The sequence below is a fragment of the Pseudonocardia sp. SID8383 genome (assembly GCF_009864975.1).
Lineage (GTDB): Bacteria > Actinomycetota > Actinomycetes > Mycobacteriales > Pseudonocardiaceae > Pseudonocardia > Pseudonocardia alni.
This window is the reverse complement of sequence record NZ_WWFY01000990.1, coordinates 1-12,791: the sequence shown is the minus strand read 5'-3', so window position 1 is coordinate 12,791 and position 12,791 is coordinate 1. Positions and strand designations below refer to the sequence as shown.

The 12,791-nt window shown below is 73.9% G+C and carries 12 protein-coding genes; 2 read left to right on the top strand and 10 right to left on the bottom strand.

The genetic code is table 11. The annotated features are described in order from the left end of the window. The 7 genes from GTW08_RS23735 to GTW08_RS23705 form a co-directional block, all read right to left on the bottom strand. Nucleotides 1–897: NAD(P)/FAD-dependent oxidoreductase (locus GTW08_RS23735; RefSeq protein WP_346009963.1), on the bottom strand; the 897-nt coding region annotated here is incomplete at its 3' end. 118 nt (nt 898–1,015) lie between these two features. Next, a complete protein-coding gene (locus tag GTW08_RS23730; protein ID WP_073575523.1) occupies nt 1,016–1,972 on the bottom strand; it encodes a pyridoxal-phosphate dependent enzyme in 957 nt (318 codons plus the stop codon). A gap of 95 nt (nt 1,973–2,067) precedes the next feature. After that, the gene (locus tag GTW08_RS23725; RefSeq protein WP_073575449.1) at nt 2,068–2,661 is read right to left on the bottom strand and encodes a DinB family protein; all 594 of its coding nucleotides are present in this window, start codon (nt 2,659–2,661) and stop codon (nt 2,068–2,070) included. 93 nt (nt 2,662–2,754) lie between these two features. Beyond that, nucleotides 2,755–3,075, bottom strand: a complete 321-nt coding sequence (locus tag GTW08_RS23720; RefSeq protein ID WP_073575448.1) for a hypothetical protein — start codon at nt 3,073–3,075, stop codon at nt 2,755–2,757. A 16-nt stretch (nt 3,076–3,091) separates the two neighbouring features. Beyond that, a complete protein-coding gene (locus GTW08_RS23715) occupies nt 3,092–4,753 on the bottom strand; it encodes a glycerol-3-phosphate dehydrogenase/oxidase (protein WP_237454115.1) in 1,662 nt (553 codons plus the stop codon). Nucleotides 4,754–4,934: 181 nt separating this feature from the next. After that, the gene (glpK, locus tag GTW08_RS23710; RefSeq protein ID WP_073575446.1) at nt 4,935–6,452 is read right to left on the bottom strand and encodes a glycerol kinase GlpK; all 1,518 of its coding nucleotides are present in this window, start codon (nt 6,450–6,452) and stop codon (nt 4,935–4,937) included. A 63-nt stretch (nt 6,453–6,515) separates the two neighbouring features. Beyond that, nucleotides 6,516–7,346 (bottom strand): MIP/aquaporin family protein, encoded by an 831-nt coding sequence (locus GTW08_RS23705; protein WP_073575445.1) that lies wholly within the window; start codon nt 7,344–7,346, stop codon nt 6,516–6,518. Nucleotides 7,347–7,523: 177 nt separating this feature from the next. Between GTW08_RS23705 and GTW08_RS23700 the strand changes: the two genes are divergently transcribed. Both GTW08_RS23700 and glpK (GTW08_RS23695) read left to right on the top strand, forming a co-directional pair. Continuing rightward, the gene (locus tag GTW08_RS23700) at nt 7,524–8,285 is read left to right on the top strand and encodes an IclR family transcriptional regulator (protein ID WP_073575444.1); all 762 of its coding nucleotides are present in this window, start codon (nt 7,524–7,526) and stop codon (nt 8,283–8,285) included. Continuing rightward, the gene (gene glpK / locus GTW08_RS23695) at nt 8,282–9,799 is read left to right on the top strand and encodes a glycerol kinase GlpK (protein ID WP_073575443.1); all 1,518 of its coding nucleotides are present in this window, start codon (nt 8,282–8,284) and stop codon (nt 9,797–9,799) included. The genes GTW08_RS23700 and glpK (GTW08_RS23695) overlap by 4 nt, the downstream gene beginning before the upstream one ends. Before the next feature lie 27 nt (nt 9,800–9,826). Here glpK (GTW08_RS23695) and GTW08_RS33050 read toward each other — a convergent pair whose 3' ends face one another. The 3 genes from GTW08_RS33050 to GTW08_RS23680 all read right to left on the bottom strand — a co-directional run. Continuing rightward, nucleotides 9,827–10,303, bottom strand: coding sequence for a MarR family winged helix-turn-helix transcriptional regulator (locus GTW08_RS33050; protein WP_073575442.1), 477 nt, complete (start codon nt 10,301–10,303; stop codon nt 9,827–9,829). 594 nt (nt 10,304–10,897) lie between these two features. After that, nucleotides 10,898–12,181: an MFS transporter gene (locus tag GTW08_RS23685; protein WP_073575522.1), complete on the bottom strand. Its 1,284-nt coding sequence runs from the start codon at nt 12,179–12,181 to the stop codon at nt 10,898–10,900. Nucleotides 12,182–12,249: 68 nt separating this feature from the next. Beyond that, the coding region (locus GTW08_RS23680) for a GntR family transcriptional regulator (protein WP_161152548.1) at nt 12,250–12,791 on the bottom strand (542 nt) is incomplete at its 5' end.

Sequence of the window (12,791 nt, the reverse complement as noted above, 5' to 3'; positions counted from 1 at the left end):
GCCGGTCGCCCACAGCAGCACGTCCGCGGGCTCCCGGGTGCCGTCGGACCACTCCACCCCGTCCGGCGCGACCCGGGTGAACATCGGCCTGCGCGCCAGCACCCCGCTCGCGATCCCGGCCTGCACCCCGGGCGTGAGCCCCAGCCCGGTCACGCCGACGACGCTGCGCGGCGGCAGCCCGGCCCGGACCCGTTCCTCGACCCGGGCGACGGCGGCGCGTCCCTGCTCGGGCCCGAACGGCGTGCTGTGCCACTCGGGCTCCCGGCGGGTGACCCACGTCGTCGCGGCGGCGTACGGGGCGATCTCCAGGAGCAGCTGCACCGCGGTGATCCCGCCGCCGACCACGACGACCCGCTTCCCGGCCATGGCCTGCGGGCCGGGGTAGGAGCGGGCGTGCAGGCTCGTACCGCGGAAGGTCGCGAGGCCCGGGTAGGCGGGGACGAACGGGCGGGTCCAGGTGCCGGTGGCGTTGACCAGGTGGTCGGCGACCCAGGTGCCGCGGTCGGTGTCGACAGCCAGTGACCCGCCGGTGTCGACGGCCGGCGGCCCGCCGGTGTCGACGACCGGGGACCCGCCGGCGTCGGACACCCGGGTGACGTGCACCGGGCGGACGACCCGCAGGTCCAGCTCGCGTTCGATGCGGCCGAAGTAGGCGGGGACGGCGTCGCGCGCGGGGAGGTCCGGGTCGGCGCCGGGGTCGTCGAATCCGGAGCGGACCCCGGCGACGTCGTGGATGCCGTTCACCGTGCGCATCCGCAGCGTCGGCCAGCGGTGCCGCCACGCGCCGCCGGGGCCGTCCTCGCCGTCCAGCACGACGAACCCGGGGCCCGGCTCCAGCCCGCCGCGCCGCAGCCCGGCCGCCGCCGACAGGCCCGCCTGGCCCGCGCCGATCACCACGACCCCGGTCCGCTCCACACCCGGGCCAACGCCCCGGCCGCACACGGTCATCCCGCGGTGATCACCGGTTGCGGAGCATCACGCCCGCCTCGCGGACGCTGCGCTCCACGACCGGTGATCACGGCCGCGCCGCGTCGCGGACCACGTCGGCGACGTCGGCGTTGGCGCCGCAGACCACCAGGGCGAGCCGGGCGTCCGGGTGCCGCTCCACGATCCGGCGGGCGGCCGGGACCAGGCAGCCCGCGGCCGGCTCGGCCCAGATCCCGGCGTGCTCGGCGAGGGTGAGGGTACCGCGGTGGGCCTCGGCGTCGTCGACGACGAGGACCTCGTGCACCAGCGCACGGACGTGGTCGTAGGTCAGCTGCGACGCCGACGGTGCGGACAGCGTGGTGATCGCCGACGAGATCGTGACGGGCGTCGGGCCGCCCGCAGCCAGGGCGGCGGACATCGCCTCGGCGCCGACGGTCTCCACACCCCAGACCCGGGTGCCGGGCAGCAGCGCGCGGACCGCGGTGGCGACCCCGGAGATCAGCGCCCCGCCGCCGATGGAGACCAGCACGTCGGTCGGCGGCTCGCCGAGAGCGACGGCGTCGCGGGCCAGCTCCAGCCCCACGGTGCCCTGCGCGGCGACGATCACCGGGTCGTCGAACGGGTGCACCAGCGTCCGTCCTGCCCGCTGCAGCTCCCCGGCCTGCGCGAACGCGGCCGCGATGTCGGAGGTGAGCTGTACGTCGGCACCTGCGGCGCGGGCCGCGGCGACCGACCGGGCCGGCGCGGTGCGCGGCATGACGACGACCGCGTCCACCCCCGCGGCGCCCGCGACCTCGGCGACGGCCAGCCCGTGGTTGCCACCCGACACCGCGACGACGCCCGCGGCGCGCTCGGCGTCGGTCAGCGACGCGAGCTTGGCCAGCACCCCGCGCGGCTTGAACGACCCGGCCCGCTGCAGGTGCTCCAGCTTGAGCAGCACGGGCGCGCCGAGGGCCGCGGACAGCCCGGGGGAGGGGACGGTCGGGGTACGCACCACGCCCCCGGCGATCCGCTCCGCCGCCGTCTCGATGTCTGCGATGCTCACCTGGTCCGCCACCGCCGCAACGTAACCCCGGCGCCGGGCCCGCGCGGTCCGGGGCCGCCGGAGCCACGCCGCCCCCGGAGCCTGCCTACCGGGGCTCAGCCCATCGTGCGCGCGCCGTCGATCGCCTCGCGGATGATGTCGGCGTGCCCGGCGTGCTGGCTGGTCTCGGCGAGCATGTGGATCGCGACCCGGCGGACCGACCAGGACGTGTTCGGCTCGAACCAGGGCGCGACCGGCAGGGCGTGCGAGGAGTCCAGGTCCGCGGTCCGCAGCACCTCCTCGGTGCGCGCGGCGACCTGCTCGACCCGGGCCCGCAGGTACTCCAGGGTCTCGTGGTCGGCCAGGACGAACCGGGTGTCCACCCACTCCTCGCCGGAGGCGGACCAGTCACCGCCGTTCGCGTCGGCCTCGGCGTCGACGGCGTCCCAGTCGACGGAGTCGTTGTAGACCTCGACGTCACCGAACGCGGCGGCGCCCTCGACGGCGAAGCGGAACCACTGCTCCTCGGTGTCCGCGACGTGCTTGAGCAGCGAGGCGATCGTCAGTGCACTCACCGTGCTGCGGGTGCGCGCCTGCTCGTCGGTCAGCCCGTCGGCGGTCTGCAGCAGGAAGCCGCGGTGCCGCTCCAGGGTGGCGATCAGCTCGGCACGCTCGCCGGTCAGGGCCTGCTTCTCGTCGGTGGCGTTCATCTCCGGGGCCGCCTCTCGGGGTCCGCGGACCGGGGCCGTCCCGGTCCGACGGGAACGACGATAGGACCGATCGCGGACGGATCCGGTCCTCGATCAGGAACTGCCGGCGGGTCGGTCGCCGAGGTCGTGCAGCGCGGTCTCCCAGCGCTCCCGGCGGGCGTCGTCGTCCAGGTCCCACCAGGGCGTGCCGCGCTCGCCGAGGCCGTGCTTGGCCGCGGACACCCGCGTCCGGGCGGCGGCGACGCGGTCGTCGTCGCCGGTCCGCCTACCGGCACCGACCTCGGCGCGGGCCTTTCCGAGGTGCTGCTGCAGCGCGGACCGCACGTCGTCCGGGATCGTCGGGTCGGTGGCGCGCCACCGGCGGCCCCGGACGACGATGTACCGCCCGTCCGGGGTCCGCTCGGGTTCGCTCACGGGGTGGCGGCGGTGCTCAGCCGCTGACCGGTACCACGTCCGGCGCGCCGAGCCGGGCGGCGTCGGCGGTGGCGTCGTCGGGCATCTTCTGGCTCTCCCGCTCGGCCTCGACCCGCTTGACGTAGTGGTCGACCTCGCGGGCGATCTGCTCGTCGTTCCAGCCCAGCACCGGGGCGACCAGTGTCGCGGTCTCCTCGGCGGCACCCACGCCCCGGTCGAAGGTCTCGATCGAGATCCGGGTGCGGCGGGCGAGGATGTCCTCCAGGTGCCGCGCGCCCTCGTGCGAGGCGCCGTAGACGACCTCGGCCCGCAGGTAGTCCTCGGCGCCGGTGAGCGGCTCGGCCAGGGTCGGGTCGGCGATGAGGAGGTCGAGGACCTCGTCGATCAGCGAGCCGTACCGGCCGAGCAGGTGCTCGATCCGCACCGGGTGCAGCCCGCTGCGCCCGGCGAGCTGGTGGGTCGAGTTGCGCAGCGCCGTGAAGCCCTCGGCGCCGAGCAGCGGGACCTTCTCGGTGCAGGAGGCGGGCACCTTCGCGTCGAGCGAGTGCACGGCAGCGTCGACGGCGTCCTTGGCCATCACGCGGTAGGTCGTGTACTTGCCCCCGGCCACGACGACCAGACCGGGCACCGGCGTGGCGACGGCGTGCTCGCGGGACAGCTTCGAGGTCGCCTCGGACTCGCCGTGCAGCAGCGGGCGCAGACCGGCGTAGACGCCCTCGACGTCCTCGTGGGTCAGCGGCTGCTCGAGCACCTCGTTGACGTGCGCGAGCAGGTACTCGATGTCGGCCGCGCTCGCCGCCGGGTGCGCCTTGTCCAGGTCCCAGTCGGTGTCGGTGGTGCCGATGATCCAGTGCCGGCCCCACGGGATGACGAACAGCACCGACTTCTCGGTGCGCAGGATCAGCCCGGCGTCGCCGCGGATCCGGTCGCGGGGGACGACCAGGTGGATGCCCTTGGACGCGCGCACCTTGAACTGGCCGCGCTCGCCGGCGAGGCCCTGGGTGTCGTCGGTCCACACCCCGGTGGCGTTGATGACCTCCTTGGCGCGGACGTCGAACCGGTCCCCGGACTCCAGGTCCTGCACGGTCGCGCCGATCACGCGGCCGGAGTCCTTCAGCAGTCCGACGACGCGGGCGCGGGTCGCGACGTGCGCGCCGTAGGCGGCCGCGGTGCGGGCGATCTCCATGGTGTGGCGGGCGTCGTCGACCTGGGCGTCGTAGTACTCCAGGGCCCCGACCAGGGCGTCGCGACGCAGCGAGGGCACGACCTTGCGGGCGCCGCGACGGGTGAGGTGCCGGTGGTGCGGCAGGCCGCGGGCCCGGCCGGACAGCAGCCCGAGAGAGTCGTAGAGCGCGACGCCGGCACCGGCGTAGAAGCGCTCCCACACATGGTGCTTGAGCGGGTAGACGAACGGCACCGGGCGGACGAGGTGCGGCGCGAGGGTCTGGATCAGCAGCCCCCGCTCCTGCAGCGCCTCGGCCACCAGGCGGAAGTCGAGCATCTCCAGGTAGCGCAGACCGCCGTGGATGAGCTTGGAGGAACGGCTCGACGTGCCGGACGCGAAGTCGCGGGCCTCGACCAGCCCGGTCGACAGACCACGGGTGGCCGCGTCGAGGGCGGCACCGGCGCCGACGACGCCACCGCCGACGACCAGCACGTCCAGTTCGCGGTCGCCCATCGCCTGCAGCGCCGTGGTACGGGCCTCCGGAGAGAGCGCCACCGATTTCATGATCAGACCTTCCTGAGTGGTTCGTGCTCGTGCTGTCCCGCCGGGGGACTACCCGTTGAACACCCGTCCGATCGCGGGTGTGCCCGGTGTCGCCCTCACGTGTGGTGAGGGCGACACCGGGCGGGTGGCCCTATTGGACGTCGACCCAGTCCAGGGTCCGCTCGACGGCCTTCTTCCACCGGCCGTAACCCTCGTTGCGCTGCTCCTCGGACCAGGTCGGCTCCCAGCGCCGGGCCTCGTTCCAGTTCTCCCGCAGCTCGTCGGTGTTCTTCCAGAACCCGACGGCCAGCCCGGCCGCGTAGGCCGCGCCGAGCGCGGTGGTCTCGGCGACGACGGGCCGCGAGACCGGCACACCCAGCACGTCGGCCTGGATCTGCATGCACAGCTCGTTCTGGGTGACGCCGCCGTCGACCTTCAGCGTCTCCAGGGTGACCCCGGAGTCCTGGGTCATGGCGTCGCTGACGTCGCGGGACTGGTAGCAGATCGCCTCCAGCGTGGCCCGCGCCAGGTGTGCGTTGGTGTTGAACCGGGACAGGCCGACGATCGCGCCGCGGGCGTCGGAACGCCAGTACGGCGCGAACAGGCCGGAGAACGCCGGGACGAAGTACACGCCGCCGTTGTCCTCGACCTGGCGGGCCAGCGACTCCGACTGCGAGGCGCCGGAGATGATGCCGAGCTGGTCGCGCAGCCACTGCACGGCCGAGCCGGTGACCGCGATGGAGCCCTCCAGCGCGTAGACCGGACGCTCGCCCTCGAACTGGTAGCACATCGTGGTGAGCAGGCCGGACTCCGAGCGGACCAGCTCGGTGCCGGTGTTGAGCAGCATGAAGTTGCCGGTGCCGTAGGTGTTCTTCGCCTCGCCGGGGGCGAAGCAGACCTGGCCGACGGTCGCGGCCTGCTGGTCGCCCAGGTCGCCGGTGATGGGGACCTCGCCGCCGAGCGGCCCGTTCGCCAGGGTCTTCCCGAACGCGGTCGCCGACGACGACGGCTTGATCTCCGGCAGCATCCGGCGCGGGATGCCGAAGAAGCCGAGCAGCTCGTCGTCCCAGTCGAGGGTCTCGAGGTCCATCAGCATGGTGCGGCTGGCGTTGGTCACGTCGGTGACGTGCAGCCCGCCGTTGGTGCCGCCGGTGAGGTTCCAGATGACCCAGGTGTCGGTGTTGCCGAAGACCGCGTCGCCGTTCTCCGCGGCCTCGCGGACGCCGTCGACGTTCTCCAGGATCCACTGGATCTTGCCGCCGGAGAAGTACGTGGCGGGCGGGAGGCCCGCCTTGCGGCGGATGACGTCGCCGCGGCCGTCGCGGTCGAGCGCGGTCGCGATCCGGTCGGTGCGGGTGTCCTGCCAGACGATCGCGTTGTAGTACGGGCGCCCGGTGCGCCGATTCCACACGACGGTGGTCTCACGCTGGTTGGTGATGCCCAGCGCGACCAGGTCGGACGCGGACAGCCCGGTCTTGGTGAGTGCCTGCTGCAGGCAGGTGTTGGTGCGCTCGATGATCTCGATCGGGTCGTGCTCGACCCAGCCGGCCTGCGGCAGGATCTGCTCGTGCTCCAGCTGGTGGCGACCCACCTCGTTGCCGCTGTGGTCGAAGATCATGAAGCGGCTGGAGGTGGTGCCCTGGTCGACGGCGCCGACGAACTCGGCCATTGAGCTCTCCTTCTTGCGGGGATCGGGGCGGGGGGTGGGGCGGGCGGACGGGGGTCGGCCGGGTCAGACCCGCCCGACCTCCTGCGGAGCGTCCTCCGCGGGGATGTACCGGTCGATGAGGGCCTTGAACAGGCCGCCCCCGATCAGGGCGCCGATCAGCGGAGCGACGATCGGAAGCCACCAGTAGGGCGTGCCGTCGCCGGTCACCCAGGCGGTGTCGTAGCCGGTGACCCAGGAGGCCAGCCGCGGCCCGAAGTCGCGGGCGGGGTTGATGGCGTAGCCGGCGTTCGCACCCCAGGCCATGCCGATGCCGACGACCAGGATGCCGATCATGAACGGCGCCATGTTGGCCATCGGGCCCTTGTTGCGGGGGTGGACCAGCGCGAAGATCACGAACACCAGGATCGCGGTGCCGACGACCTGGTCGAAGAACGCCGTGGTGATGGTGGTCGGCGCGCCCGGCGAGGTCGAGAAGATGCCCTGGGTCTCGGTGAGGTTCGGGTCGACCGACCGGATGAAGTCGGCGTAGACGAACCGCACGATCAGCGCGGCGACGAACGCGCCGAGGGTCTGGGCCAGGACGAACGGGCCGACCTTGCGCCACGGGAAGCCCTCGTACACGGCGAAGGCCAGCGTGACCGCCGGGTTGAGATGCGCGCCGGAGATCCGGCCGGCGACGTAGACGCCCAGCATGACGCCGAAGCCCCAGGCCCAGGCGATGGAGTCGTACTGGCCGTTGGAGCCGTCCGGTGTGGTCGTCACCTGCGCGACGACGCCGACGCCGAACAGGATGAGGATCATCGTGCCCGCGAACTCGGCGCTCAGCTCGCCGAGCAGCGAGGGCGCCTTCTCGGTGGTGGCGGGCGCGGCCGCGGTGTTCTCGGAGCTCGTCATCGAACCCCCTTCTGGGTGAGTCCCCCTCGCGGGGCCGGGCGGCCCCGCCGTGTGCGACGCGACGCTAGGAGCGCGCCGGGCGCCGGGCAACGCGATCCGTTCGACGATGCCGAACGTTGCGGGTCGATCGGCCCATGATCGAGTACACGTGGCGTCCGTACGGCCTACGATCGCGGCGTGGCGCGGGCGATCCAGTCGGTGGAGCGGGCGGCCGCGCTGCTGCGGCTGCTCGGCGGTGCGGGGCGACCACTGGCGCTCGCCGAGCTGGCGGCGGCGCTGGACCTGCCGCGCCCCACCGCGCACGGGCTGCTCCGCACGCTGCGCGAGGAGGGCCTGGTGGCGCAGGAGCCGTCGTCCGGCCGCTACCTGCTGGGCGAGGGACTGGGGCGGCTGGGCACCCCGTGGGACCGGCACGACCTGCGCGCCCGGGCGATGAACTGGGCCGACGCGCTGGCGGCGGGCACCGGCTGCGCGGTGTACCTGGGAGTGCCGTCCGCCGACGGGGCCGGGGTCGACCTGGTGCACCACGTGTTCCGGCCGGACGACACACCGCAGCGGCTGCGGACCAACACCACGCAGCCGCTGCACGCGACGGCGTGGGGGCGGTGCCTGCTGGCCTTCGCGCCGGCGTCGGTGCGGGCGGTCGAGCCGCTGGAGACCTACACCCGCGCGACCGTGACCGACCCGGCGGTACTGGCCCGGGAGATCACGACGACGCGCCGACGCGGCTGGGCGGACGACGCAGGCGGCTGGGAACCGGGGGTCGGGGGCCTCGCGGTACCGGTGCGCAGCGGGGGTGGGCTGACCGTCGCGGCGCTCGGGATCGGTGCGCCGGTGGAGGAGCTGTTCGCCGCCGACGGGCGGGCCCGGCCCGAGCCCGTCGTCGAGCTGGTCGCCGCGGCCGGGGAGATCGCCGACGGGCTGGAGGGACTGACGTGAGCACGGTCGCGGCGGGGGAGCGGGTGGTCGCCGCCATCGACCAGGGGACGACCTCGACGCGGTGCCTGCTGTTCACACGCTCGGGACGGATGGTCGCCGTCGCCCAGCGCGAGCACCGCCAACACTTCCCGAGCCCGGGCCGCGCCGAGCACGACGCCTCGGAGATCTGGCGTGCGGTGACCCGGGTCGTGCCCGCCGCGCTGCGCCGCGCCGGCCTGGGGCCGCAGAACGTGGTCGCGCTCGGGATCGCGAACCAGCGCGAGACGACGGTCGTCTGGAACCGCCGCACCGGGGTCCCGCTCGCGCGGGCGATCACCTGGCAGGACACCCGGACCACCGACATCGTCGCCGGGCTCGCCGCCGACGCCGACGCCGCCCGCTGGGCCCGGGTGAGCGGGCTCGGCCCGGCGACGTACTTCGCGGGCCCCCGGCTGCAGTGGCTGCTCGACCACGTGCCCGGTGCGCGCGACGGCGCCGAGCGCGGCGAGGTCCTGTTCGGGACCATGGAGTCCTGGCTGATCTGGAACCTGACCGGCGGCCCCGACGGCGGCGTGCACGTCACCGACGTCACCAACGCCAGCCGCACGATGCTGATGGACCTGCGCACGCTGGAGTGGTCCGACGCGCTGTGCTCGGCGTTGCGGGTACCGCGGGCGATGCTGCCGACGATCGTGCCGAACTCCCGGGTGTACGGCCGGTGTGCCGGTCTGCTGGACGGGGTGCCGGTGGCCGGGGCGCTCGGCGACCAGCAGGCCGCGCTGGTCGGCCAGACGTGCTTCGCGCCCGGCGAGGCGAAGTGCACCTACGGGACGGGTGCGTTCCTGCTGAAGAACACCGGCTCGCGCATCGCCGGGTCCGAGGCCGGTCTGATCCCGACCGTCGGTTACCTGCTCGGGGACCGGCCGGTCTACGCGCTCGAGGGCTCCATCGCGATGACGGGCTCGTTGGTCCAGTGGTTCCGCGACGCGCTGGGCATGATCTCCACGGCGGCCCGGATCGAGACGCTCGCACTGACCGTCCCGGACAACGGCGGCTGCTACGTCGTCCCCGCCTTCTCCGGTCTCTACGCCCCGCACTGGTACCCCGACGCCCGCGGGGTGATCGTCGGCCTGACCTCCTACATCCACCGCGGCCACCTCGCCCGCGCGGTGCTGGAGGCGACCGCGTGGCAGACCCGTGAGGTGCTCGACGCGATGAACGCCGACTCCGGCCTTCCCGTCACCCGCCTGAAGGTCGACGGCGGCATGACCGCGAACCACCTGCTCATGCAGTGCGTCGCCGACGTCCTGGACCTCACGGTGGAACGCCCCCTGGGTTCGGAGGCGGTGTCGCTCGGCGCGGCGTACGCGTCCGGCCTGGCCGTCGGCTACTGGCCGGACCCGGAGGTGCTGCGTCGCAACTGGCACCGAGCGGCCGCCTGGGAGCCGAGGATGGACCCGGGTCTGCGCCGCCGCGAGCACGACAACTGGAAGCGGGCGGTGCAGCGGAGCACGGGGTGGGCGCGCCCGGACTGAGCCTCGCGGGGACGTGCCGCGGACGCCTCAGCGTTCTGCCGCCCGCTGCCGACGCCGTCGGACCCGGTCCCGGTACTGGTGGTCCCGCATCTCCTGGAACCGGCGCACGGCGACGTCGAGGATCCGCCCGGTCACCGGCGCGAACCAGTCGATCCACTCCCCGGGGACACCGGTCACGATCCGCCGGGCGCCGGTGTCGGTCACGTCCTCCCAGAGGATCTCGTGGGCCCGGGCGGACGCCAGGACGAGCAGCCGGCGACCGTCCTCGGGATCCGGCTCGCGTTCGATCAGGTCGCGCTCCTCCAGCCGCGCGAGCAGCCGGGTGGTGCCTCCGGTCGCGAGCCCGACGGTCTCCGCGACCTCGGCGCCGGTCATGGCCCGACGGGCGAGCAGCAGCTCGGCGAGCACCGTGTACTCGTGCACCGTCAGCCCGAACCGCTCGGCGACGGACCGGATCCGGTAGAAGCCGAGCAGCTCCGCCCTGGCGAGGAGCGGTCCGAGCACCTCCGCGGTTTCGGCCCGGATCCGGCGGTCCTCCTCCGCCTCCGTCCGCCACGCGCGCGTGTCCCGTCCGACGGCCCCGATGTCCCCGGCGGCCCCGGTGCCCCCGGCGGCCCCGGCGGCCCCGATGTCCCCGGCGGCCCCGGCGGCCCCGGCGGCCCCGGTGTCTCCGGCTGCCCCGGTGACTCCGGCGTCTCGGACGGCCTCCGATGATCCGAGGCCATCGGGGAGCGGGCTCCCCGGAGTGGAGTCCGAACGGATTCGCTTACCGGGTAAGCGAGTTCCGCGGACCTCCCCACCCGACGCGACGGTCGACCGGTCCTCGCCGCGTGGCCGGGCGGAGCCGGGGGCGGAGCCGGGGTCGGGGTCGGAGCCGCCGGCCGGATCCGACGACCCGTTCCCGCGAATTCGCTTACCCGGTAAGCGAATTCGCGGAACAGCGATACCCCAGGAGCCCCGGTCGGGTCCGCCGAGCATGTCGTGGGCCGTGTCGTGGGAGGTGTCGTGGGAGGTGTCGCGCCGCATGGGGAAGCGGTAGCAGACCGGGCGGTCCACCACTGCAGATTCCGCTGAGCGGTTCGCGATCGTGGCGCCCGGTCAGCGGGTGAACGCCCCGGCGTCGGTCAGGTCGGCGGTGCGGGTCTCGTGCAGGCCCCACACGCACAGGCCCGACACGGCGGCCAGTCCGGCGATCAGCAGCGACACCGGCCAGGAGGCGCCGGTCGCGGCGACCAGGCTCGTCGCGAGCAGCGGCGTGATGCCGCCGCCGACGATGCTGGAGGCGTTGTAGCCGATCGACGCCCCGGTGTAGCGGTAGCGGGTCGCGAACAGCTCCGGCAGGAACGCGCCCATCGGGGCGAACACGCCGGCGAAGGCGATCATCGCGACCGAGAAGCCGACTGCGATGAGGACCCCGTCACCGGTCCCGAGCAGCCAGAACAGCGGGAATGCCCACAGCACCGCCAGGATGCAGGCCCAGAGGCAGACGCGCCGTCGTCCGACCCGGTCCGAGAGCACCGCGAGGACCGGGGTCGCCACGCCCATCACCGCGGCCGCGACCATGGCCGCGACCAGCAGTGTCGTACGGGACAGACCGAGCTCGGAGGTGCCGTAGGACAGGCTGAACGTGGTGACCGTGTAGAAGATCGTGTGGGTGATGATCATCCCGCCGGTCGCGAGGAGCAGGGACCGGGGCTGGCGGCGCACCACCTCGGCGACCGGCGCCTTCTCACGCTCCTGCTCGCGCATCGCCTTCTCGAACACCGGGGTCTCGGCGATCCGCAGCCGGATGTAGAGCCCGACGACCACCAGGACCGCGCTGGCCAGGAACGGCACCCGCCAGCCCCAGGCGGCGAACTGGGCGTCGGTCAGGGCTGCGGAGAGCGCGAGGAACGCCCCGCTCGCGATGATGAACCCGACCGCCGGGCCGACCTGCGGGAAGCTCGAATACAGCCCGCGACGTCCCTCGGGCGCGTGCTCGGTGGCCATCAGGACCGCACCGCCCCACTCGCCGCCGAGCCCGAAGCCCTGCAGGAACCGGCACAGCACCAGCAGGACGGGCGCGGCGATCCCGATCGTCGAGTACGTCGGCAGCAGTCCGATCGCGACGGTGCCGACCCCCATCGTCAGCAGCGAGACCACCAGGGTCGCCTTGCGGCCGACCCGGTCGCCGAAGTGCCCGAAGGCGACCGCGCCGACCGGGCGTGCGACGAACCCGACGCCGAAGGTCGCGAACGCCGCCAGCGTGCCGACCAGGGGGTCGAGGTCAGGGAAGAACAGCGTGCCGAAGACCAGGGCCGCGGCGGTGCCGTAGATGTAGAAGTCGTAGAACTCGATCGCGGTGCCGATGAAGCTGGCGACGGCGATGCGCTGCGCCGACATGGTCGGAGCGGCGGTCTCCGCGTCCGGCCCCCTCGTCGCACCCGGTCCGGTCGATGCGTCCGGTTCGGTCACTGGTCCCCCTCCTCGCGCGGCATCCGCCGCAGCAGCTCCGGTCCGAAGCGGGTCACGTGGGCCCGCGCGGCGGCCTCGGCGCGGGCCGGGTCGCCGGAGGTGATGTCGTCGAGCAGCGTGCGGTGGCTGTCGGCGATGTCGCCCAGGTCGTCGTAGAGGTCGCGGGACAGCCGGAAGACGTGCTGCAGCGGCGCCGAGATCGTCTCCCAGATGTGCAGCAGTCGTCGTCGTCCGCAGAGCTCGTGGATCCGGCGGTGCAGTGCGAAGTCCAGGCTCACCGCGGCGGCGCTGTCCCGCGCGGCGCAGGCGGCGTGCAGGTCGTCGACGATCCGGCCGAGTTCCCGGGCGTGCCCCGCCGATCCGGTCGTGGCCAGTGCCCGCACGGCCAGCGGCTCGGTCGCGGCGCGCAGCGCGATGATCTCCTCGGCGTCGTCGGCGGTCAGCGTCGCGACCCGGGCGCCGCGGCGGGGGAGCAGCACGACCAGCCCCTCGGCGTCGAGCCTGCGCAGCGCGTCGCGGACCGGGCCCCGGCTGATCC

Excerpts from the sequence above, each read along its gene's own strand:
- GTW08_RS23725 (WP_073575449.1), bottom strand. The coding sequence starts at position 2,661 with ATGAACGCCACCGACGAGAAGCAGGCCCTGACCGGCGAGCGTGCCGAG.
- GTW08_RS23715 (WP_237454115.1), bottom strand. The coding sequence starts at position 4,753 with ATGGGCGACCGCGAACTGGACGTGCTGGTCGTCGGCGGTGGCGTCGTC.
- glpK (WP_073575446.1), bottom strand. The coding sequence starts at position 6,452 with ATGGCCGAGTTCGTCGGCGCCGTCGACCAGGGCACCACCTCCAGCCGC.
- GTW08_RS23705 (WP_073575445.1), bottom strand. The coding sequence starts at position 7,346 with ATGACGAGCTCCGAGAACACCGCGGCCGCGCCCGCCACCACCGAGAAG.
- GTW08_RS23685 (WP_073575522.1), bottom strand. The coding sequence starts at position 12,181 with ATGTCGGCGCAGCGCATCGCCGTCGCCAGCTTCATCGGCACCGCGATC.